The organism is Arthrobacter sp. KNU-44 (assembly GCF_051843155.1).
Lineage (GTDB): Bacteria > Actinomycetota > Actinomycetes > Actinomycetales > Micrococcaceae > Arthrobacter.
The window spans coordinates 4,092,542-4,114,569 of record NZ_JBPXNG010000002.1; the positions used below are offsets into that span (position 1 = coordinate 4,092,542).

The 22,028-nt window shown below is 63.8% G+C and carries 16 protein-coding genes; 10 read left to right on the forward strand and 6 right to left on the reverse strand.

Annotated elements, in window-relative coordinates:
* Positions 1–8: 8 nt before the first annotated feature.
* Entirely contained in the window at positions 9–995 is a 987-nt protein-coding gene (locus ACSVHC_RS20205) for an ABC transporter ATP-binding protein (RefSeq protein ID WP_437770299.1), read from the reverse strand.
* Positions 992–2,077, reverse strand: coding sequence for a LolA family protein (locus tag ACSVHC_RS20210; RefSeq protein WP_439181251.1), 1,086 nt, complete (start codon positions 2,075–2,077; stop codon positions 992–994). The genes ACSVHC_RS20205 and ACSVHC_RS20210 overlap by 4 nt, the downstream gene beginning before the upstream one ends.
* A 308-nt stretch (positions 2,078–2,385) precedes the next feature.
* Here ACSVHC_RS20210 and ACSVHC_RS20215 point away from each other — a divergent pair, with 308 nt between their 5' ends.
* On the forward strand, positions 2,386–4,176 hold the full coding sequence (locus tag ACSVHC_RS20215; protein WP_439181252.1) for a S8 family serine peptidase: 1,791 nt from the start codon (positions 2,386–2,388) through the stop codon (positions 4,174–4,176).
* Between the two features lie 16 nt (positions 4,177–4,192).
* Here the strand turns inward: ACSVHC_RS20215 and ACSVHC_RS20220 are convergent, their stop codons facing one another.
* Genes ACSVHC_RS20220 through kynA form a run of 3 tightly spaced genes read right to left on the reverse strand, consistent with a single transcriptional unit; the run spans position 4,193 to position 7,214 of the window.
* Positions 4,193–5,047 (reverse strand): PaaX family transcriptional regulator, encoded by an 855-nt coding sequence (locus ACSVHC_RS20220; protein ID WP_437770296.1) that lies wholly within the window; start codon positions 5,045–5,047, stop codon positions 4,193–4,195.
* Positions 5,044–6,282, reverse strand: a complete 1,239-nt coding sequence (gene kynU, locus ACSVHC_RS20225) for a kynureninase (protein WP_437770295.1) — start codon at positions 6,280–6,282, stop codon at positions 5,044–5,046. The genes ACSVHC_RS20220 and kynU overlap by 4 nt, the downstream gene beginning before the upstream one ends.
* A 47-nt stretch (positions 6,283–6,329) precedes the next feature.
* Positions 6,330–7,214, reverse strand: coding sequence for a tryptophan 2,3-dioxygenase (kynA, locus tag ACSVHC_RS20230; protein WP_437770294.1), 885 nt, complete (start codon positions 7,212–7,214; stop codon positions 6,330–6,332).
* Positions 7,215–7,380: 166 nt separating this feature from the next.
* Between kynA and ACSVHC_RS20235 the strand changes: the two genes are divergently transcribed.
* From ACSVHC_RS20235 to ACSVHC_RS20265, 7 genes are all read left to right on the forward strand, one after another.
* On the forward strand, positions 7,381–8,847 hold the full coding sequence (locus ACSVHC_RS20235) for an aspartate kinase (RefSeq protein ID WP_439181253.1): 1,467 nt from the start codon (positions 7,381–7,383) through the stop codon (positions 8,845–8,847).
* A 112-nt stretch (positions 8,848–8,959) separates the two neighbouring features.
* Entirely contained in the window at positions 8,960–10,378 is a 1,419-nt protein-coding gene (locus ACSVHC_RS20240; protein WP_439181254.1) for a diaminobutyrate--2-oxoglutarate transaminase family protein, read from the forward strand.
* A gap of 34 nt (positions 10,379–10,412) precedes the next feature.
* On the forward strand, positions 10,413–14,567 hold the full coding sequence (locus tag ACSVHC_RS20245; protein WP_439181255.1) for a Pls/PosA family non-ribosomal peptide synthetase: 4,155 nt from the start codon (positions 10,413–10,415) through the stop codon (positions 14,565–14,567).
* A gap of 52 nt (positions 14,568–14,619) precedes the next feature.
* The gene (locus tag ACSVHC_RS20250; RefSeq protein ID WP_437770290.1) at positions 14,620–15,117 is read left to right on the forward strand and encodes an HAD domain-containing protein; all 498 of its coding nucleotides are present in this window, start codon (positions 14,620–14,622) and stop codon (positions 15,115–15,117) included.
* Positions 15,118–15,290: 173 nt separating this feature from the next.
* A complete protein-coding gene (locus ACSVHC_RS20255) occupies positions 15,291–16,505 on the forward strand; it encodes an inorganic phosphate transporter (protein WP_437770289.1) in 1,215 nt (404 codons plus the stop codon).
* The gene (locus ACSVHC_RS20260; RefSeq protein WP_234749544.1) at positions 16,502–16,723 is read left to right on the forward strand and encodes a hypothetical protein; all 222 of its coding nucleotides are present in this window, start codon (positions 16,502–16,504) and stop codon (positions 16,721–16,723) included. Before ACSVHC_RS20255 ends, ACSVHC_RS20260 begins: the two co-directional genes overlap by 4 nt.
* Before the next feature lie 36 nt (positions 16,724–16,759).
* Positions 16,760–17,356, forward strand: a complete 597-nt coding sequence (locus ACSVHC_RS20265) for a dihydrofolate reductase family protein (protein ID WP_437770288.1) — start codon at positions 16,760–16,762, stop codon at positions 17,354–17,356.
* On the opposite strand, the gene ACSVHC_RS20270 is transcribed toward ACSVHC_RS20265, so the two are convergent.
* On the reverse strand, positions 17,309–17,776 hold the full coding sequence (locus ACSVHC_RS20270) for a hotdog fold thioesterase (RefSeq protein WP_437770287.1): 468 nt from the start codon (positions 17,774–17,776) through the stop codon (positions 17,309–17,311). The genes ACSVHC_RS20265 and ACSVHC_RS20270 overlap by 48 nt on opposite strands.
* 181 nt (positions 17,777–17,957) lie before the next feature.
* Here ACSVHC_RS20270 and polA point away from each other — a divergent pair, with 181 nt between their 5' ends.
* Both polA and ACSVHC_RS20280 read left to right on the forward strand, forming a co-directional pair.
* Positions 17,958–20,600: a DNA polymerase I gene (gene polA / locus ACSVHC_RS20275; protein ID WP_437774029.1), complete on the forward strand. Its 2,643-nt coding sequence runs from the start codon at positions 17,958–17,960 to the stop codon at positions 20,598–20,600.
* Between the two features lie 81 nt (positions 20,601–20,681).
* The gene (locus ACSVHC_RS20280; RefSeq protein WP_437770286.1) at positions 20,682–21,986 is read left to right on the forward strand and encodes a GNAT family N-acetyltransferase; all 1,305 of its coding nucleotides are present in this window, start codon (positions 20,682–20,684) and stop codon (positions 21,984–21,986) included.
* Positions 21,987–22,028 lie beyond the last annotated feature (42 nt).

Sequence of the window (22,028 nt, forward strand, 5' to 3'; positions counted from 1 at the left end):
TTTCATGTTCAGCCGGCAATGTCGAAACCCTCTCCGGTAAGGGAGACGAAACGCTCCTCCAGGCTGGCGTTCTCTACGCCAAAGCCCCGGACCCGGACGCCGTCGGACACGAGGGCAGCCACGATCGCCTCGGGAGCGACTTCGTGCCCCGGCGGACCGGTGCTGACGAGGCTCTGGCCATCGGCGCCGTACGAGCCGGGCGGCGGAACAGACAGTTCCGATTGCAGGCCCAGCCTGGAAAGGACACGGACGGCGGCTTCGATATCGGGCGTGTGGAGCCGGATGGTTGTCTTTCCCGCGGCGCGCAGTTCGTGGAGGGTTCCTTGCGCCACGAGCTTGCCCACGCTCATGACTCCCACATGGGTGCACATCTGTTCCACTTCCGCGAGGAGATGGCTTGAAACGAACACTGTGGTGCCCCCGGCGGCCAGCGAGCGGACCAGGCTGCGCACCTCCCGGGTCCCTTGCGGATCCAAGCCGTTGGTGGGTTCATCGAGGACAAGCAGTTCCCTCGGACGCAGCAGGGCATGCGCAATCCCCAGCCGCTGCTTCATCCCGAGGGAATAGGCGCGGACCTTCTTAGCTGCAGCATGGGACAACCCCACCCTCTCGAGCGCGTCATCCACCCGCGCGGCCCGGGTCTGCGGGGAGGCATGAAGATCGGCGCTGTCCAAGCGCCGAAGGTTCGCCGCCCCCGACAGGAAAGGGTAGAAGGCCGGCCCTTCCACCAGCGAGCCCACATTGGGCAGCACCGTTGCAAGTTGGCGCGGCATCTCGCCGCCAAGTACCCGGATGTGGCCGTTCGTGGCGGACGCCAAGCCAAGCAGCAACCGGATGGTGGTGGTCTTGCCGGAGCCGTTTGGGCCAAGGAAGCCAAAGACCGAACCGCGGGGCACTGCAAGGTCAACGCCGTCGACGGCGGCCCGGTGCCCGAATCGCTTGCTCAGGCCTTGGGTCTCGATCGCCAGTTTAGCTGGCGCGGCCGCCTCCGTCATTTCGTGGCGGCTGCGGACTGCAACCGCTCGAGTGGCACCATTCCCGCGAAGACGCGGCCGTCGTCGAGCACCAAGACAGTTACCAAGCTGGTCGTCAGCGCACGGCCACCCGCGACCGGCTGGGTGAGCTGGGCCAACATCGGAGCCGAGCGGACATCCGTGGGGACCGCGCCCGAAGGCAAGGCGATCACTGTGTCCCAACCGGTGCCTGTAGTCGTTGGCCGGCCGGCTGTTGCCTTTGCCTCCGGTGCCTGCCCGGTCTTCCCGGGGAGGGCGCGCAGCTGCGGAGTTGCTTTCTCTTCAACCGCGGCACCGCGCGGCGGGGTGAAGCTGAACAGGGCGGCGTCGGGCGCCGACAAGTTCAGCTCGGTGAATGCGAGCGAAAAGGCCGCTGCGGCTTGGCCGCGTGCCCGCACGTCGACGCCGAGCGGCAGGCCCGAGGCTGAGTCAACGGCGATTGTCACGGAATCGACGAGCGTCGCGGTACTGCGTGGCTTGATCACCAGTTGGTAGGCCGTGTGGCCGGCCACCGTGGTTCCGTCGCCCACTGTCACGTCCGTGGTGGGCCCGACGGCGGCGAGGAAGTGCTGCGCGACGACGTCAGGAGTGGTTACCCCCGGAGTCGGGGTCGCGTGCGGGGCCGCATCGCGTGCCGGCCCGGCGGGCATCGTCATGTGCGCCGCACTGTTGTCGGCCGAGTTGTAGAGCCAGAGATCGTTTCCATTGCGGACGACGTCGCGCTCGGCGAGCATGTCCATCACCTGGAACCTGGCCTTGGCGGGGCCGTCCAGGTAGACCCGGGCCGTGTGTGAACCGCTCAAAAGCTCGATGACCGAAGCCGGACCTTGGGTTGCAGTTGGCCCGACGGAGGGGAGCTGGGGGAGTCCCATTTCGGAACTCTGCTGGAGGGTTCCGGACAAGGCCTGGACATCGGCGCGGCCGATCATCGCGATAATTTCCTCTGCCGTTTTGTGCGGCAGGTTCGTCGCGGCCCCTGCCTGGTAGGAACCAGCCAGGGCAGCCGCAGCAAGCGCTACCGGAACCAGCGCAGCGGGCAGCCAACGCAACCAAGGGCGGGTCATGACAACCTCGCGAACCATCCACCATCGGCGAAGTTCATGCTTCCAGAGTACGCCTGGTGTCCGGAGTGATCACGTGCCTCGTTGAGGAAGGAATATTTTCACTTCGGGCCGCGTCCCCGACTTTTACCGAAGAATCCAAAGTTCAACCAAGGATCACCGCAGTTTCCTCATTGAGGGGTTTGCGCGAACTAAGCTTGGTCCAGCTAGCTCCTGGTTTGAGCGTCCGGCCCGACACCTGAAGGAAGTCCAAAATTCGTTCCGCGTCCGTTTCCCGTCATGTCCTGTCGCTGCTGCTGGCCATCCTCGCTGTGGCCTTTTCCGGAGTCTCCGCAGGAGCCGCCTCGCAGATCCCATCAAACCTGGCAAGCAGTGCGAAGGATGATGGACATTCCCGCTACATCGTGAAGTATGCGGCTGGAACGGATGCCGCGGCGGGGGAGCAATCCTTGCGTTCCAGCAACGTCACGGTCGCAAGGACTTTTACGAATGCGATGCAGGGGGCCGTCGTGACCGCTACGCCGGCCCAAGCGGATGAGCTGAAGCGTTCCGGACAGGTTGCCGCCGTCGAGGTTGACGCACCGCTCAAGGTGTCGGCTACCCAGCAAGGCGCGCCGTGGGGATTGGACAGGATCGACCAGCGCACCCTGCCGTTATCCGGCACCTATACCCCCGTTGCTTCGGGTGCCGGGGTGGTCGCATACATGATCGATAGTGGTGTGCTTGCAAGCCACACCGAGTTCGGTGGCAGGGTGGCAAACGGCTGGACTGCGATAGCCGACGGCCAGGGAACAAACGACTGCGATGGCCACGGCACCCACGTCGCCGGAATTGTCGCGGGCCAGACGTACGGAGTTGCCAAAAGTGCCACGATTGTGCCCGTGCGCGTCGTCGACTGTACGGGCAGCGGGTACACCTCCGACTTGATTGCCGGACTCGATTGGGTTGCGGCAAACCACGTTGCCGGTACACCGGCCGTGGCCAATATGAGTATCGGCGGCCCTCCCAGCCCCATGGTCGACGCCGCGGTGCAGGGTCTCATCTCCAAGGGCATCACTGCGGTCGTCGCGGCGGGCAATGCCACGACCGACGCTTGTAATACTTCCCCCGCACGGGTCCTGGACGCCCTCACCGTCGCCGCGAGCGACTCCTTGGACCGGCAGGCGTCCTTTTCCAACTTCGGCAACTGCGTCGACCTTTATGCTCCAGGAGTGGGCATCACGTCAGCTGGGATCGCATCGAACACCGCCACGGCCGTCATGAGCGGAACGTCTATGGCGGCTCCGCACGTCACGGGTGCAGTGGCGGCCCTGTTGTCCTTGTACCCGCGGTTGTCTCCGTCCGCCGTCGGGACGCTCCTGCTTTCCGAAGCCTCGTCCGGCGTCGTTTCCGGCTCCAGCCCGGGAACTCCGAACCGCCTGCTGTTTTCGGGGGCACCCACACCTGCCTCTGTTGACGCTGCGACGGCGATCACGACGGCGGCTGCCGCATCCCCAAGTGTCGGTGCAGCGGCCTCTGTGATGGTCTGCGGATTGCGCAACGATGGTTGCTACGAGATGTATCAGGGTGGTGCGATTGTCTGGTCTCCTGCGACCGGGGCGCACGTGAGTGTCGGGGGAATCCGTGCGGCTTGGGCGGCAACAGGTTATGAGAACGGCCAGCTCGGCTACCCGACGACGAATGAAGTGTGCGGGCTGCGGGACGGCGGTTGTTACCAGATGTATCAGGGTGGTGCGATTGTCTGGTCTCCTGCGACCGGGGCGCACGTGAGTGTCGGGGGAATCCGTGCGGCTTGGGCGGCAAGCGGTTACGAGAACGGCCAGCTCGGCTACCCGACGACGAATGAAGCGTGCGGGCTGCGGGACGGCGGTTGTTACCAGATGTATCAAGGTGGTGCGATTGTCTGGTCTCCTGCGACCGGGGCGCACGTGAGTGTCGGGGGAATCCGTGCGGCTTGGGCGTCAACAGGTTACGAGAACGGCCCGCTCGGCTACCCGACGACGAACGAATACCCAGCCCGAAACGGCGGGGTGGTGCAGAACTACCAAGGCGGGCGCATCGCATGGTCCCCCGCAGCGGGAACGACTGTGACCTACGGCTGAGGAAGAACTGGACCCGCTACCCTTCCAGCATCCTCCGTACGAAGTCCGCGCTCGGCCGTGAGTAAGCTGACCCGAGGCGCTCGAAGAGCGCGATTCCAGCCATGCCGGGCCAATCCTCGGGAAGGAAATCCGCCGGCAGTCCCGGATCCAAGTACGGAATGATCCGCCAGCGGTCAATGCATCGGACATAACGCGCGAAGCTTTCGGCCGAGGCCGGGCCGTCGTTGGAACCTTTAGCCGGGCCGCAGTCGTCGGCCGCGGAACCATGATGCCGGATGAAGTCGCGATGCAGTTCTGCCACCGCCGCCAGGTCCCACCATGCGGATGCGGCATCGCGGAGGCTCCCGCCGACCAGGGGAGTGTCCGTGACGAACAGCGTGGCCATGCCGCGCAGCTCCAGGTCTTCCAGGATCTCCTCCACTTCCTCCCGAAGCGAATCCGGGCAGATCCACAGCCCGGCTGCAACCGTGCCGCAGCCGATCCAGTGCAGTCGCCGCCGCAATTGGTGCCGCTTTTCCCGTTCCGTCTCCGGAATGGAAAAGGACACGAGGCACCAGCGGTCCGCGGAGGACATGTGGCGTGGGTTGAATATCCGCCTGTCGCCGCGGGCAAGCATCGATGCGGCGCCCTCGGTGACGGCGAAGCCGGGAACACCATGACGCAGCTGAGGAACGACGATTTCCTTCTTCTTCAACCGTGACAATGCCGTCCGGGAAACAGCCGCGGTTACATCAAGAGCCTCCATGAGGGTGATGATGTGCCTCGTGGACATCCATCCGCCGGCATCGCGCAGGTACAGGCCGATGACTGTGCGAAGCAACGACGTGGTACTCCCGGGCCGGGAGTCCATGTCGTCGAGGACAGCGCTCACAGGAGTTCGGTGAGGGCGTCCCGGATGGCGGTCACTCCCAGCTCAACCTCCGCGTAGCTGGTGCTGAGCGGTGACAGGCCGATCCGCAGTCCGTGCGGGGGACGGAAATCGGGAATGACACCGCGTTCCCAGAGTGTCTGGGTCACCTCGGCGAACAAGGGATGGTCCACCGTGATGTGCGAGCCACGCTCTGCGGTGTTGCGCGGGCTGACAATTTCGACGCCGAGGGGGACCAGTATGTCCTCAGCCAAGGCGATTGCGTACTCCGTCAGCTTGATGGACTTCTCCCGCACGGCATCCATGCCCACTGATGCGATCAGCTCAACCATGTCCTTGAGCGGTTGCATGGCCAGCACCGGCGGAGTGCCGGTGATGAAGCTTCGGATCCCTTGTGCCGGTTTGTAGCTTTCCGTCATGCCGAAGGGGTTGTCGGCGCCCATCCAGCCCCAGATCGGCTGTTGCAGGCGGTCCTGCTGCGAAGCGTTGACGTAGGCGAACGCGGGGGAGCCCGGGCCGCCATTGAGGTATTTGTAGGTGCAACCTACGGCAAGGTCCACACCCCAGGCGTCGAGTTCGAGGGGCACCGAGCCTACGGAGTGGCACAGGTCCCAGAGCATGAGCGCACCGGCTTCCTTGACCATCGCGGTGATCGCCGCGGCATCCGCCAGGAAACCGGAACGGTAAGCGACGTGGCTGAGTACGACGACGGCGGTCCGCTCGCTGAGCAGTCCCTCGAGGTCTGCGGTCCGGACGCCGCTGGCCGGATTTGAAGCGACCCACTTGATGGTGGCGCCCTTCTCCGCGGCGATGCCCTCGATGATGAAACGGTCCGTGGGGAAGTTGTCCCGGTCCACGACGATCTCATCACGACCCGGTTGGGCGTCGACCGCTGCCCGGATGAGCTTGTAGAGCATCACGGAAGTGGAATCTCCCACGGTGACCTGGCCGGCGGCCGCCCCCAGGGTGACGACGCCGATCCGGTCGCCCACCGTGGTGGGCTCGTCCATCCACTGTTCGTCCCAACCACGGATGAGGCGGCTGCCCCACGCCTCTTCGACGAAGGACGCGAGCTTCGCTGACGTCGCTTTGAGCGGCCTGCCGAGCGAGTTCCCGTCGAGGTATGCGGTGAGCTGACCGTCCGCCGGGGCGTAAAAGGCCTCACGCTGCCCGGCGAGGGGATCCGCGGCGTCGAGCTCTCCCGACGTCGGCCGTTGCGTTTGCTGCGCGCTGTTCATGTCTCTCCTGAAGAAAACTTTGGGGGTTGCTGGAGCGGGGTTGCTGTTCAGTTGCCGATCTCGGTGCGGACGGCGTAGAGCTCCGGGAAGAAGGTGAGGTCAAGGGCCCGCTTGAGGAAGTCGACGCCTGACGAGCCTCCCGTCCCCACTTTGAATCCGATGGTCCGCTGCACCGTACGCAAATGGCGGAAGCGCCAGGCGTGGAAGTTGTCCTCGATGTCTACGAGGTCTTCGCAAGCTTCGTAGAAACCCCAGGGCGTAGCTTCTGATTCGTAGATCTCCTGGAAGACCGGGACGAGGTCTTTCCGGAACGTCCACGGTTCGCTGGTGTCACGTTCCAGGATTTCGGCGGGAACGGCATAGCCGGCCCGCGCCAGCACTGCGAGGAAGGCGTCGTAAAGCGTCGGCTCCTCCAGGAGCGTGCTGAGCTGGCTGTGCGCCGCCGGATCGCTCTCGAAGACCCGGAGCATGCCGCGGTTCTTGTTGCCCAATAGGAATTCGACGGCCCGGTACTGGTGGGACTGAAAGCCTGACGAGCTGCCCAGGAAGCGCCGGAATTCGGAGTACTCGCGGGGAGTCAGTGTGCCCAGGACAGACCACTGTTCGGTCATGGTGCGCTGGATCGCCTTGACGCGTGCGATGCATTTGAGGGCTTTGGCCAGGTTGTCCGCATCAAGGAGCCGGCGGGCTTCGAGGAGTTCATGCAGGACGAGCTTGAGCCACAGTTCGCTGGTCTGGTGCTGGATGATGAACAGCAATTCGTCATGGTGTTCCGGCGTGCTCAACGGGTGCTGGGCAGTGAGGAGGCGGTCCAGGTCCAGATACCCGCCGTAGGACATGGCCTGGCTGAAGTCGGTGCGGACCGAATCCTCGATGGGCCTGATGTTTTGGTCCCTGATGCTCTCTTCGGAGTGGCCGGTGCTGTTATCCATGCATTGAGATTATCACTATTGTGACGAACGTCAAGATAGTGAATTTCCGCGAAGCGCTGGCTCCCGGCGGCGTTCCAAAGGTTGGTTTTTGTTGCCTAGGTGAACCTCCCGCGAGGTATATACGTTGTAAGATCGGCAAGGGGGTATGCGGGCTCCAGGAGGCTCCATGTACCAGCAGACAGTCAGCATCCGGGACATACCAGCAGACAGTCAGCATCCGGAGGTGGACGGACCAGAACGCTTCCCCGGTCTCGAACAGACGGCGCTACGCACGCGTACCAAGCTTCGGGCCCGGGACCTCATAGTGCAGAAATACGGAGGCTCCTCCGTAGCCGATGCAGCAGCCATCAAACGAGTGGCCCGGCGGATCGCGGAGACCCGGGAGGCCGGCCATCCGCTGGTGGTGGTGGTTTCGGCCATGGGCGACACCACCGACGAACTGCTTGACCTGGCCGTATCCCTCAGCCCCAGCCCTCCCGCCGGTGAGCTTGACACGTTGCTGACAACGGGTGAACGGATCTCGGTGACGCTCCTGGCGATCGCATTGGCTGATCTGGGCGTTCCTTCCCGGACCTTCAGCGGAAAAAAGGCCGGACTGATAACCGATGGCATCCACGGCAAAGCACACATTGTCAACGTTGACCCGCACCATATCCGCGCTTGCCTGAAGCGCGAAGAAGTTGCCATCGTCGCTGGTTTCCAGGGCAAGGGCCTCAAGAAAAAGGAGGTCACCACCCTCGGCCGGGGTGGTTCGGACATCACGGCCGTCGCCTTGGCCGCCGCGCTGGGCGCCGGCATGTGCGAAATCTATACCGACGTCGATGGCGTCTACACCGCCGACCCGCGGGTTGTTCCCCGTGCGCGGAAAATCGACACTATTTCAAACGAGGAAATGCTGGAGCTGGCTGCGTCCGGTTCCAAAGTCGTACATGCCAGATGCCTTGAGTATGCCCTCCGGTTTGGAGTCCCCATCCACGTGCGCTCCTCCTTCAACAGGAGCACTGGAACCATGATTCTGCCGGGCCGGGACCAGGAAGCGGAATGGGACCACAAGCCGGTCTGGGAGCGGGCTCCGGCCGTTGAGCAGCCCGTGGTCTCTGCAGTTCTCTGTGACGACGCCGTAGCGAAGCTGACGTTAATGGGCGTCGCGGACGGCGTGGGAAAGTCCGCAGAGATCTTCGGGCTTCTTGCCGATGAGCGCGCCCAGGTTGAGATGGCCGTTCAAAACACCTCGTCCGCGCGCGCCGGCGGGAGGGACATTTCGCTCGCGGTTCCCGGCCTGGACGGATTCCGTGTCCGTGCAGCCCTCTCCGCTGCCCAGACGGCCATTGGTTTCGTGGAGCTCCGCTACGACGGCCAGATCGGCAGGCTGTCGCTGATCGGGCTCGGTATGCGCACTGACGCGCAGATCTTTTCGCGGCTCTTCAAAGCCCTTTCGGATGCGGGTGCCGAGATCGAGTTGATCTCGGCGTCGGACATGCGCATCGACGTTGCTGTTCGCGCGGATGTGCTGGACGACGCACAGCGCGCCGTGTGCTTGGCCTTCGGACTGGACCATGCAGGATTGGACCATGCAGGACTGGATCACGCAGGACTGAACCAGGCAGGGGAGGAGGCCTCCAAAGCGCCGTAGTGGGGCCGCAGCATCGGCACCCCATCCTCCCCGCCTCGCCAAGGCACGGCAGCGGGAAGCGCTCAATCACTGATCCGCTTCCGCGGATCCCCGGGATAAGGACCCGATCGCCATGAACACTTTTCCGCAGCAGGCTACCTTGACCTCGGCACATGTAACCGGGCCCCTCCCAGGACCCGGATCTGCCGAGTTGTTGGCGCACCAGGAACTCAACGAATCCAATGCCCGCACCTATCCGCGGCATCTTCCCATCGCGATTGCCGAGGGCTCCGGAGCCTTTGTGCGGGACGTCGATGACAATGTCTTCATTGATTTCCTTGCCGGAGCCGGGGTTTTGTCCCTCGGGCACAGCCATCCGGAGCTGGTGGAGGTCGTCGCCGCCCAGCTGCGGAGATTGAGCCACGGACTTGATTTCCCGACGCCGGCGAAGGACGCCTTCATGACGGCGCAGCTGTCCATGCTTCCCTGGGGACTCGCCGATCGGATGAAGATCCACTTCTGCGGACCGACCGGTGCAAATGCCGTGGATGCCGCCGTCAAATTGTGCAAGACGGCCACCGGGCGCGCGGACATCGTGTGCTTCCAAGGAGCATTCCACGGCAGCAGTACAGTGGGGATGGCGTTGACCGGACTAGTTGAACAGAAGCAGCCGGTGGCGAACGGGATGCCCGGAGTGCACTTCTTCCCGTACTCCTACTGTGCCCAGTGTCCTCTAGGCCTCCACCCGGAGACCTGTTCGACCAACTGCGTCCTGTTCCTCGAGCATTCCCTCAAAGACCCGCTCGGAGGAATTCCGCTTCCCGCGGCCGTCATCATGGAAATGGTCCAAGGCGAGGGGGGAGTTGTACCGGCCACGGCAGAATTCGCGCGAACCGTGCGCAGGGTGACCCGTGAGCTGGGCATCCCGTTGATTATCGACGAGATCCAGACCGGGTGCGGGCGCACGGGAACCTGGTTCGCATTCGAGCAATACGGGATCGAGCCCGATGTCATCGTCGCATCCAAGGCGCTCAGCGGAATCGGCCTCCCTGTTGCCCTGATCATCTACAACAAGGACCTCGACCGCTGGCTCCCCGGCGCCCACACGGGGACATTCCGAGGAAACCAGCTGGCCTTCGCCGCGGGGGCCGCAGCCGTGGAGATCATCCGGCGCGACGACGTTCTCGGCAACGTCCGGAGCCGCGGCGCGCAGATTGCCTTGCTTCTCGCGCCCTTGGCCGGCAATGCCTGGGTGCGCGAGGTGCGGGGCAGAGGCCTGATGTGGGGAATCGAGTTCGCCGATCCGGAAACAGGCCGTCCTGCCGGAGAGCTGGCCCGCGCAGTGCAGCGAAATGCCTTGGATCTGGGCCTGATACTCGAATGCGGTGGCCGCGACGACTGCGTGGTCAGGCTCCTGCCTCCGCTGAACATCACGGAAGAAATTGTCCACACCGCCTGCGGGCTTCTCCTGGCTGCGATCGCAGAACAAAGTTCCATTGCCGACCAGCGTGCCATTGCCGGACACAGGACCACGACAGGCGCGGCCAGATAAGGCCGGGCACAAGTCCAGGGCAAGGAGGCGAAATATGGGGAGGCATGTGGACCCGGGCCGGACCTCCGGCGGAGCGGCCACAAGCGCCCGGTCCCTGATCCAGTTCAGGGACGGTGTCCCCGTTCTGGTCGGCGCTGCACCGGCCAATACGGCGCTGGACAACCCGACGCAGGGCACCGCTATCCGGTGGAGCCCCGGCGAGCGGCTTGAGGAGCTCTTCGAGAACCGGTGCGACCGCCAGCGGCTCGAAGGCCGCAGCAGTCATCCTGCCGTGGAAACAGCGGATGGTTCGCTGAGCTACCAAGAGCTCGACGCCCGGGCCAACCGGCTCGCCCGCTACCTTCTTGCCCGCGGGGTACGCCTGGGCGACAGAATCGCGCTGCTGTTCGATGACCCGGTACGGTCCTATGTCAGCATGCTTGCGGTCCTCAAGGCCCATGCCGTCTATGTGCCCCTCGACCCGGCGTTCCCTTCCGAGAGAATCGCCTACATCGCCGAAGACGCCGACGTCACCATGCTCCTGACGGTCTCCCGCCTCGCGGACAGCCTCCTGCCCGGGACTGCGGACCTTGCGGTTCGCGTGGACTTGGAGGATCGCCGGATTGCCGCGTTTGAATCTTCACGCTTGGCTTGGGCGGAGCGGGGGTCCCCGGCCAACGGACTGGCCTACATCATCTACACTTCGGGATCCACCGGACGGCCCAAGGGAGTGGCCATAGAGCACGCCAGCATCTGCCACTTTGTGCGGATTGCCGCCGAAACTTACGGCTACGATCCCCGCGACCGGGTCTACCAGGGCATGACCACGGCTTTCGATTTCTCCGTGGAGGAGATCTGGGTGCCTTGGATGGTGGGGGCCACTTTGGTGCCCCGGCCGCCCGGGAACAACCTCCTCGGGCCGGATCTTGCCGAGTTCATCCAGGCCCGGAACATCACTGCCCTTTGCTGCGTACCGACCCTGCTCGCCACGCTCGACGACGACGTGCCAGGGCTGCGGTTCCTGCTTGTCTCCGGTGAAGCCTGCCCGGAGGACCTTGTGGAGCGTTGGCACCGCCCCGGCCGGCGCTTCTTGAATGTCTACGGGCCGACCGAAGCGACGGTGACAGCAACCTGGGGTACGGCGGAGCCCGGCAAACCCGTGACCCTGGGCAAACCGTTGCCCGGCTATTCGGCGGTCATCCTGGATCCCGTCCGGGACCGTGCCCTGCCTCACGGCGAGCTGGGCGAAATCGGCTTGGCGGGCGTGGGGCTCGCCAAGGGTTACATCAACCGGCCTGAGCTAACAGAAAGGGCATTCATTCCCGATTTCCTCGGCCTGGAGGACAACCCGTCCCATCGCATTTACCGCACGGGTGACCTTGGCCGGTTCAACGATCACGACGAAATCGAGTACCACGGCCGCACCGACACGCAGGTGAAGGTCCGGGGCTATCGGATTGAGCTGAGCGAAATCGAAAACGTCCTTCTGCAGATGCCCGGGATAGCGATGGCTGTTGTGAAGACATGGGAGCCCGGGCCGGGAATCACGGAACTTGCCGCCTACTACACGCTGCACCAGAACGTACCCAAGGTGGAAGGAGGCGACATCCGCGCCTGGCTGCGCGAGCGGCTCCCGGCCTACATGGTGCCCGGTTACTTCGAGCCCCTCCAGGGCATGCCGATGATGATCAGTGGGAAAGTCGACCGCAGCAGGCTTCCACATCCCTCCGGCCCGCGCGCGGTCAGTACAGACTTCGCCGACACCAGGCCGGTGACGCCTACGGAATGGATCCTCGCCCCGGCTTTGGCTGCGGCCCTCCAGCTCACGTCAGTCTCCACCACCGCCAATTTCTTCAACGACCTCGGGGCAAACTCCCTGTTGTTGGCGCATTTCTGCGCCAACGTCCGCAAGGTAGCCAACTCACCCTCAGTCTCGATGCGCGAAATATATGCACATCCGACCATCGCCGCCTTGGCGGCCGCCATGGATGCCGCGAACGACGAGTCACTCGCGGGGTCCGCCGAGGGAACGGAAACCGCGACGGCGGAACCCTTCCTGCGCGTCGGGACCGGCCAGTACCTGCTGTGCGGGGCTCTGCAGGCGATGGCCGCCCTGGCCTACGCGTACGTGGCGTTGCTCATCCCGGTGGCTGGCGAGCAATGGGTAGCCACATCCCGCCAACCAGCCGACTTCGTGGTGCGCTCCGTCGTCGTCGGCACTATAACCTTCATTGCCTTGTCAGCCATGCCACTTGTGCTCAAATGGACGCTCGTCGGCCGGTGGGAGGCCGGGGAGTTCCCTCTCTGGTCCCTAGAGTACGTCCGCTTCTGGTTCGTCAAGACCTTGGTCACCACAAGCCCCATCCGAATGTTCGTCGGGACACCGGTCTTCCCGCTATATCTCCGCGCACTGGGCGCCAGGATCGGCCCCCGGGTAACCATCCTCTCCTCGAGGATTCCCGCTTGCCCCGACCTGCTGACGGTAGGGGCGGACACGGTGATCCGAAAGGACTCCACGTTCTACTGCTACCGTGCCCACGCGGGCCGGATCCAGACAGGGCCCGTCACCCTCGGCCGCAACGTCCTGATCGGTGAGCAGACCACGCTGGACATAGACACCGCCATGGGTGACGATGCCCAACTGGGGCACAGCTCCTCCTTGCACCGTTTCCAGAGTGTTCCTCCGGGCTCCGCCTGGAATGGCTCACCGGCCCAACCCGCCCACACCAACTACTACCGGCTGGCCGGACAGGCCAGCAGCGGTACGCGCAGCCGGGTCAGCTTTGGTTTCTGGACCGTCGTGATCCATGTGGTGGTGGTGTCATCCATCGGAATCGGCGCCATCGACATCCTGCTCGCCTCACTTCCCACCGGCGACACAAACCCTGCCCAGCCCGGATTCTGGGGCGCACTTCTGCTGGTCTCGTTCGTCCTTCTCTTCGGCAGTATCGTGGCCGCTTTCGCCCTCGTAGCCATCCTTCCCAGGGTGCTGGCATTGTTCCTGATCCCTGGTAAGGACTATCCGCTCTATGGTCCGCGGTTCGGACTCCTGCGGACCATTCAGCGGCTGACGAACCTCAAGGCACTCCTCCAACTCGCAGGGGACAGTTCCCTCATCGTGTACTACTTGAACGTCCTCGGCTACCACCAGCCGGATATGGTGCAGACCGGATCCAACTTCGGCGTCGGGCTGAAGCACGACAGCCCCACGCTGGCCACGGTCGGCAGTGGCACCATGGTCTCCGACGGTCTATCGATCATCAATGCCGACTATTCAACTACCGCGTTCCGCCTTTCGCCTGCCGTCATTGGGGCCAGGAGCTTCTTCGGTAACAACATCGCCTATCCCGCCGGGGCCAGAGTGGGGGACAACTGCCTCCTGGGCACCAAAACCATGGTGCCCCTGGAGGGTCCGCTCCGCCATGGGGTGGGCCTCCTGGGGTCGCCGCCTTTTGAAATCCCGCGCACAGTGGACCGCGATAGTGCCTTCGACCGGTTCAGGACGCCGGAGGAATTGCGGCGACGGCTCCCCGCAAAGAACCGGCACAACTCTGTGACGCTGCTCCTCTACCTGCTGGGCCGCTGGGTCGAGCTCTACGTGATTCTCCTCGCGGCCTGGGGATCGCAGGCCCTTCTACCCGCGGCCGGCGGACTCGGAGCCCTCGCCGGGGTGGGAACAATGGTCATCACCACCAACGCCCTGGCTGTCCTCGTTGAGCGGGCGTCCCTCGGCTTTGGCAGACTTTCGCCGCGCTTCTGCTCAATCTACGAAGTGCCGTTCTGGCGCCACGAGCGCTTCTGGAAGCTCAGCGCCGGGGGTATCGTGCAAATGTTCAACGGCACGCCCTTCAAACCCGTGATCTGGCGCATGTTGGGGATCCGGATGGGCAAGAAGGTCTTCGATGACGGTTGCGGGATCCCCGAAAGGACCCTCGTCACCATCGGGGACTATTGCACCCTCAATGCCCACTCCGGCGTCCAATGCCACTCCATGGAGGATGGCGCGTTCAAACTCGATGCCATCACCCTTGGCGCCGGCTGCACACTGGGAGTGGGCGCATTCGTCCACTATGGGACCACCATGCACGAAAGTTCCCAGCTCGAAGCCGACTCGTTCCTGATGAAAGGCGAGGACGTCCCGGCCCACAGCATCTTCGGCGGCAATCCGGCACGCGAACTCAACCGGCAAGCCGGCCCCGGACTGCGCTGACAGCAACGCTTGCCTTACGCTGGCCTTGTTGGCACGTCGGGGAAGGGGCTGCATGACCACCGTGTCGCTGTATCTGGACGTCGACGGCGTGGTGAACCCCTTCGGTCCCATGGGCTTCACTGACTGGGGTACTGAATGGAAAATCGCCGACGCCGGAATCCTGGACGTCGTCTACGCCTCCGAACTGGTTGACGAGCTCAATGAGCTGGCCGCGCATCCCTCTGCGAGGTTTGTTTGGCTGACCACGTGGCAGCGGCTCGCGCCCGAGTTCCTGTGCCCGGCCATCGGCCTCCACGGCGAGCATTGGCCCGTCCTGACCAGCGACGGCTGGGACCAGACCGCCGATTGGTGGAAGCTGGACGTTTTGCAAAGGGACGTCCACGAGTCCGGAGCCGAACGCATCGTGTGGATGGATGATCAGCTGAACCATGAGGCCGCGGCCCGGTCCTGGGCCGAGTTCCTCGGCAGCCGTGTGCTTTGGATCTCACCGGACCCGCGGCGCGGCCTGTCACGGAGCGATATCGCGGCTGTTCGGCAATTCCTTGGATGATGCTGGGCCTACGTTTTGCCCTGCCGCCATTGGCACGTAGGATTCTTAGGGTTTCACGCCCGCCATGGTTAATTCCGCCAGTACGTTCAGATGAACGCCTGCTGAACTGTTTGTTTCAGGCAGGACCGGGGAAGTGAAACTGCGCATCGTCGACTCTGCAGATTGGGCACCAGGTGGGAATCACCTTCATGGTCGCGCTTGTCATAGCGCTGGCCTTATTTTTTGACTTCACCAACGGGTTCCACGACACTGCCAACGCCATGGCGACTCCGATCGCCACGGGTGCCATCAAGCCCAAGACGGCTGTTGCTTTGGCTGCGGTGCTCAACCTCGTAGGTGCGTTCCTGTCGACCGAAGTGGCAAAGACCATTTCGGGAGGCCTTATCCGCGAGGGCACGGACGGTATCCACATCACGCCGGAGATTATCTTCGCCGGGCTGATGGGGGCCGTCCTGTGGAACATGTTCACGTGGCTCAAAGGGCTGCCCTCCAGTTCTTCGCACGCGCTTTTCGGCGGCCTCATCGGTGCGGCCATCGTCGGCATCGGCTTCCACTCCGTCAACTTCGACACCGTGCTCCAGAAGGTCATTCTTCCTGCCATCTTCTCGCCCCTGCTCGCAGGTGCCGTGGCCTATCTATGCACCAAGCTTGCCTACGCCCTGACGTCCCGGCATGACCCCGAAACCGGCGACAAGCTGACCCAGAAGCGCGGCGGATTCCGTACCGGCCAGATCTTCACCTCGAGCCTTGTCGCGTTGGCGCACGGTACCAACGACGCGCAAAAGACCATGGGCATCATCACCCTCGTCCTGATCGCCGCCGGAACCCAGCCTGCCGGAAGCGGCCCGCAGCTCTGGGTCATCGGGGCCTGCGCACTCGCCATCGCGATCGGAACCTATGCCGGCGGCTGGCGCATCATCCGGACCATGGGCTCCGGGCTGACCGATGTCAAGCCGGCGCAGGGCTTCTCGGCGGAAGCCAGCACCGCTTCGGCCATCCTCGCTTCCTCCCACCTCGGCTTCGCGCTGTCCACCACTCAGGTGGCCTCAGGTTCGGTCATCGGCTCGGGACTCGGACGCAAGGGCACCACGGTGCGCTGGGGTACGGTGGGGCGCATCGCCACCGGCTGGCTCTTCACCCTCCCTGCCGCTGCCATCGTGGGCGCCTTGACCGCGTTCCTCATCGGCACCGGCACCGTCGGCGTGGTTATCGCCGCAGTTGTGGGCACCGCCGTCGTCGTCTACATGTTCATTTACTCGAGGAAGTCGCACGTGGGCCACCACAACGCCGTCGAAGTCGAGGAAGCCGGCACCGCGGTCCGCTTCCGCAATAAGAACGCAAAGAGACAGAGTCTGAGCAACAGCATGAGTAAGGACACCCTGGCATGAAGTGGTTGGATCTGGTGCAGGTAGCCGGCGCGACCCTTGTGGCGGCATTGGTCCTGGTAGTGCTCTATTCGCTCGGTGTCCGTCTCACTGCCATCGCGGGCGACGCACGGCAGAAGTCACCGGTCATGGTCCGGTCCCTTGCCTATCTGTGTTTCGCGGCCTGCGGAATCGCCGTGCTTTTCGGGATCTACCTGATCGTTCCTTACTTCTCGAAGTAGCTGTGAACGGCGCAGCCTCATGGGTAGGGTGGGGCCATGGCGGATTTCCAGTACTACGTGGCATCCTCGCTTGACGGGTTCATCGCCACGAAAGAAGACGATCTCGGCTGGCTGATCCAGTTTGAAGAGGCCGAGGGCGTCACCGAAAGCTACGAAGACTTCATGGCGGGGATCGGCTGCATCGTCATGGGCGGCCAGACCTATCGCTGGCTCATGGAACACGAACCGGGCAAATGGCCCTATCCGGGAGTTCCATGCTGGATCTTCACCCACCGCGAATACGCCGCGCCGCCCGGTGCCGATGTCACGTTCGTGCGTGGCGAGGTTGAGGAATTCGCGCCGGACCTGATTGCGGACGCCGGCGACAAGAACGTGTGGCTGGTAGGCGGTGGAAACTTGGTGGCCCAGTTCGCCAAGGCCGGGCTGCTCGACGAGATGATTGTCACCCTGATCCCCGTCGCCTTGGGCTCCGGTAAGCGCTTGCTGCCCGTCGAGAGCCCGACGGCGCCGCTCGAGTTGAGCTCGACCCGCACCCTTGGTGGCGCCGCAGTCGAGCTGCGCTACAGATTCCCCGCGCGTGCCGGGTCAGCGGGCCCTGTTCTCCCGGAGCATGTTGGTAATCCGGGCAGTTGACAACCGTCGGCCGTGTTCGTCGGTCATGACGATTTCGTGGGTGGCGAGCGTGCCGCCCAAGTGAATGGCTGTGCATGTGCCGGTGACCAGGCCGCTTGCTACGGAGCGATGGTGGGTCGCGCCCACCTCGATTCCCACCACGTGGCGTCCGGCTCCCGCATGCAGGGCCGCCGCGAAGGAGCCCAAGGTTTCGGCGAGGACAACATGGGCTCCGCCGTGGAGGATGCCGGCAACCTGGGTATTGCCCTCCACCGGCATTGTGGCGACGGTCCGTTCGGGGCCCAGTTCAAGGAACTTGATGCCCATCTTGGCCACGAGCGAGCCCACGCCATAGCGGGAAAGCCAACCGTGCAACTCCTGCGGAACGCCGGCCGCATTGAGTTCGTCAGTGAACGGGCCCGGCGTGAAATTGTCCATCATGGCAACTAGGCTGGCACCTGTGAGCGAAACAACCAAACCGGACTCAGTTCCAACGGCAACGTCAACGCCAACGGCAAGCGCAGTTTCAACTGCCACCGCAACGGCACCAGACCCTTCAACTACCATTGCGGGCACGGCGGCAGGTGGCCGACCGCGGCTCTTGGTCCTTGATGGCCACTCCATGGCGTTCCGGGCATTCTATGCTCTGCCGGCAGAGAACTTCGCCACATCCTCGGGCCAGCACACCAACGCCGTGCATGGCTTCACCTCGATGTTGATAAACCTCATCAAGGACCAGAAGCCCACCCACGTTGCAGTGGCCTTCGATGTCTCGGACGACACGACGTTCCGCAAGGCGGAGTACAGCGAATACAAGGGTGGCCGCAACGAGACTCCACCGGAATTCCGCGGGCAGATCGATCTCATCGATCAAGTCATGGAAGCGTGGGGCATCAAGACCATCAAGATGCCAGGGTACGAGGCTGACGACATCCTCGCCACCCTCGCCGCGCAGGGGGATGCCGCGGGCTTCGAAGTCCTCTTGGTATCGGGCGACCGTGACGCTTTCCAGCTCATCACGGACAACGTGTTCGTTCTCTACCCGAAACAGGGCGTTTCGAACATCCCGCGCATGGATGCGGCGGCCATCGAAGAGAAGTACTTCGTTCCACCGTCCCGCTACTCCGATCTCGCCGCTCTGGTGGGTGAGTCCGCCGACAACCTCGCCGGCGTTCCCGGCGTCGGCCCCAAGACCGCAGCCAAGTGGATCAACCTTTACGGCGGCCTGGAAGGGATCCTGGAGAACCTGGATTCCATCGGCGGCAAGGTAGGCGGAGCCCTCCGGGAAAACATCGACGCCGTGAAGCGCAACCGCCGCCTCAACCGACTCCTGCACGACCTCCAACTCCCCGTGACACTCGCCGACCTCGAGGAACCGCGCCCGAACCGCCAGGAGGTCGAGACTCTGTTCGACACCCTCGAATTCAGGACGCTCCGTACCCGGCTGTTCGCACTCTACGGCGACGACACCGCCGGCGCGGCTCCCGAAACCATCGACGCGCCCGACTACAAGATCCTGGACAACGCCGCCGCCCTGGAGGAGTTCTTCGCCGCCGGCGCGGGGAGCCGTGCCGCGGTCGCCGTGCAGTTGGTCCCGGGTCGGATCGGCGACGACGCCGATGCCCTCGCGATCGTGCGCGCCAATGGGGCTGCCTACATCGAACTGTCGTCCTTGGACGCCGCGGCCGATGCCGTCTTGGCCAAGTGGCTTCAAGACCCCGAAGAGGCCAAGGTCATGCACGAGTTCAAGGATGCCTTGAAGGCCTTGAACCACCGTGGGCTTGGCCTGGAAGGCGTAGTGGACGACACTGCCATTTCGGGCTACCTGATCCAGCCGGACCGCCGCAGCTACGAGCTCGCCGAGCTTGCCCAGCACCACTTGCGGATCACTGTCACGGCTGCGGTGGCGCCAACCGGCCAGCTGGAACTCGAACTCGGCGATGGCCCTGACGGTGCCGCGGCCAGCGCGCTCGTCCAGCAGGCCGCCGTCGTGCACGCACTGAGTAAGCACTTCGAAAGCGAGCTCGCCGAGCGCAAGGCCGAGGCGCTCCTGACCACCTTGGAGCTGCCGGTCGCACGGGTCCTGGCCCAGATGGAACTTTCGGGCATTGCCATCTCCATGGAGCTCCTGAACGAACAGCTCGCGGACCTTGCCAAGGTGATCGACAACGCCCAGGAGCAGGCATTTGCCGCCATTGGCCACGAGGTCAATCTCGGATCTCCCAAGCAGCTGCAAACGGTCCTCTTCGAAGAGCTTGGCCTGCCCAAAACCAAGAAGATCAAATCCGGCTACACAACGGACGCCGCCTCGCTGAAGGCCCTCCTGGAGAAGACCGGCCACGAGTTCCTGGTGCAGCTCATGGCCCACCGCGAATCCTCCAAGCTGGCCCAAATGCTGGAGACCCTCAAGAAATCTGTGGCCGAGGATGGCCGCATCCACACCACGTACGCGCAGAACGTTGCGGCAACTGGGCGTATTTCCTCGAACAATCCCAATCTGCAGAACATCCCGGTGCGCAGTGAGGAAGGCCGGCGCGTCCGCGGGATCTTCGTCGTCAGTGAGGGCTACGAGTGCCTGCTGTCTGCCGACTACTCGCAGATCGAAATGCGTATCATGGCGCATCTGTCCGGCGATGAGGGACTCATCCAGGCGTACAAGGAAGGTGAGGACCTGCACCGCTATGTCGGCTCGCACATCTTCAACGTCGCGCCGGAAGAGGTCACCAGTGCCATGCGCTCAAAGGTCAAGGCCATGTCTTATGGATTGGCCTACGGACTGACCTCGTTCGGCCTGTCCAAGCAACTGGAAATCTCGGTCGACGAAGCCAGGACCCTCATGAAGGACTACTTCGACCGCTTCGGCGCCGTGCGCGACTATCTGCGCGGAGTGGTGGAGCAGGCCCGGATCGACGGCTACACCTCCACGATCGAAGGCCGCCGCCGCTATCTTCCGGACCTCACCAGCACGGACCGCCAGCATCGGGAGATCGCCGAACGCATTGCGCTGAACTCGCCGATCCAGGGTTCGGCGGCGGACCTCATGAAGCGGGCCATGCTCGGCGTTTCGGCCGAGCTGACCAGCCAGGGGCTGAAGTCCCGCATGCTGCTGCAGGTGCATGACGAACTCGTGCTCGAGGTTGCCCACGGCGAACGCGAAGCTGTCGAAAAGCTCGTCACCGAACAAATGGGGACGGCTGCCCAGCTCACGGTGCCGCTGGACGTGCAGCTCGGAGTCGGCTCCAGCTGGTATGACGCCGGGCACTAGGAAGCGCGCTGTGTAGACGCAAGCACGGGGCACGCCGCCTATATGGTGGCGTGCCCCATGCTGTCTGGCTAGGCTCGGGACGTGGCTGATCCCAAGGAAACAAACGAAAAATACAACGTCAAGCGCTTTCGTTCCGTCGACAAGGGGAACCCGGACTACGGACAAGCACGTGATTGGCTCCGGGCCGTTGGCTTCGGATTCCATGACGAGCAACGGAGCGATGAGCTCATCGACAAGATTCTCGCGATGTACCAAGCGGACAACCGTGAGCTGACGGGCGTTTACGTCAACGATGAACCACCGTTGCATGCGCTCAACCCGGAATTTCCGGTGGCGACCTTTGGAACGCTGGAAAACAAGCTGAATGTTGGCTTCGGCCAGGAACTGCGGACGCGCCAGATCACGGCTGTCACCGTCCGCGGAACGCACCGGCGGCATGGAATCCTGCGTGGGATGATGACCGCCGATCTCGCCGATGCGAAGGACGATGGCTTCGCCATGGCCGCCCTGACCGCGTCCGAGGCATCCATCTACGGCCGCTTTGGTTTCGGCGTCGCAACCTTCGAGCGGAGCATCAAGGTGGACACTGGTCCGAAATTCCGCATCCGGCACGAGCCCATTGGCAGGGTGGAAATCGCAGATCCAAGAGTCCTTCTCGAACTCGCGCCCGAGGTATTCGAACGGCTTCACCACCGTACGCCGGGTTCCATCGTGAGGCAGGACTCCTACCGCCATCACGTGTCCGGGGCCATGAAGCGCGACGGCACTGAAGACAAAACCATCAAATGTGCGCTCCATTACGGACCGGACGGCACTATTGACGGCTACGTGTCCTACAAGTTCGCCGGCTGGGACACGAAGCCATACACGGTGGAAATCGTGGACCTTGTCGCCGCGACGGACTCCGCGTACCTGGAACTGTGGCAATTCCTGGGCAGCATCGATCTCGTCGAACAGGTCTCCTGGCCTGAAGCTCCCGTTGAAGACCCCCTTGCATGGGCGCTCGAGGACGGACGCTGCGTCACGTCTTCGGACTATCGCGACATGTTGTGGCTGCGTGTCCTGGACGTCCCTGCAGCCTTGTCAGCCCGCCGCTACGGCGCCGACGGACGGTTGGCGCTCGAAGTCCGGGACGCGCTCGGTTTTGCCGACGGTACGTGGGAATTGACGTCCGACGGCGGCGCCGTCACGGTCAAGGAGGCCGATGGCGGGAGCCCGGACCTGAGCATGGATGTCACCGATTTGGGGTCTGTCTATTTGGGTGCCGTCAATCCTGTAATCTTGGCTTCGGCTGGCCGGATCCTCGAGCACACGCCAGGGGCGGCATCGGCCGCCCAGCACATGTTCGCCGTCGAACGTCCAGCCCATTGCCTGACGCACTTCTAGGCGCATCTCCACACGCACGCACGACCTACAACAGAAGAGGAT

What these genes read in the sequence shown, in the direction of transcription:
- ACSVHC_RS20265 (WP_437770288.1), top strand. Translation starts at nt 16,760, where the DNA reads ATGGCGGATTTCCAGTACTACGTGGCATCCTCGCTTGACGGGTTCATC.
- polA (WP_437774029.1), top strand. Translation starts at nt 17,958, where the DNA reads ATGGCGTTCCGGGCATTCTATGCTCTGCCGGCAGAGAACTTCGCCACA.
- kynA (WP_437770294.1), bottom strand. Translation starts at nt 7,214, where the DNA reads ATGGATAACAGCACCGGCCACTCCGAAGAGAGCATCAGGGACCAAAAC.
- ACSVHC_RS20235 (WP_439181253.1), top strand. Translation starts at nt 7,381, where the DNA reads ATGTACCAGCAGACAGTCAGCATCCGGGACATACCAGCAGACAGTCAG.
- ACSVHC_RS20240 (WP_439181254.1), top strand. Translation starts at nt 8,960, where the DNA reads ATGAACACTTTTCCGCAGCAGGCTACCTTGACCTCGGCACATGTAACC.
- ACSVHC_RS20210 (WP_439181251.1), bottom strand. Translation starts at nt 2,077, where the DNA reads ATGACCCGCCCTTGGTTGCGTTGGCTGCCCGCTGCGCTGGTTCCGGTA.
- ACSVHC_RS20205 (WP_437770299.1), bottom strand. Translation starts at nt 995, where the DNA reads ATGACGGAGGCGGCCGCGCCAGCTAAACTGGCGATCGAGACCCAAGGC.
- ACSVHC_RS20260 (WP_234749544.1), top strand. Translation starts at nt 16,502, where the DNA reads ATGAAGTGGTTGGATCTGGTGCAGGTAGCCGGCGCGACCCTTGTGGCG.
- ACSVHC_RS20250 (WP_437770290.1), top strand. Translation starts at nt 14,620, where the DNA reads ATGACCACCGTGTCGCTGTATCTGGACGTCGACGGCGTGGTGAACCCC.
- ACSVHC_RS20270 (WP_437770287.1), bottom strand. Translation starts at nt 17,776, where the DNA reads ATGATGGACAATTTCACGCCGGGCCCGTTCACTGACGAACTCAATGCG.
- kynU (WP_437770295.1), bottom strand. Translation starts at nt 6,282, where the DNA reads ATGAACAGCGCGCAGCAAACGCAACGGCCGACGTCGGGAGAGCTCGAC.
- ACSVHC_RS20245 (WP_439181255.1), top strand. Translation starts at nt 10,413, where the DNA reads ATGGGGAGGCATGTGGACCCGGGCCGGACCTCCGGCGGAGCGGCCACA.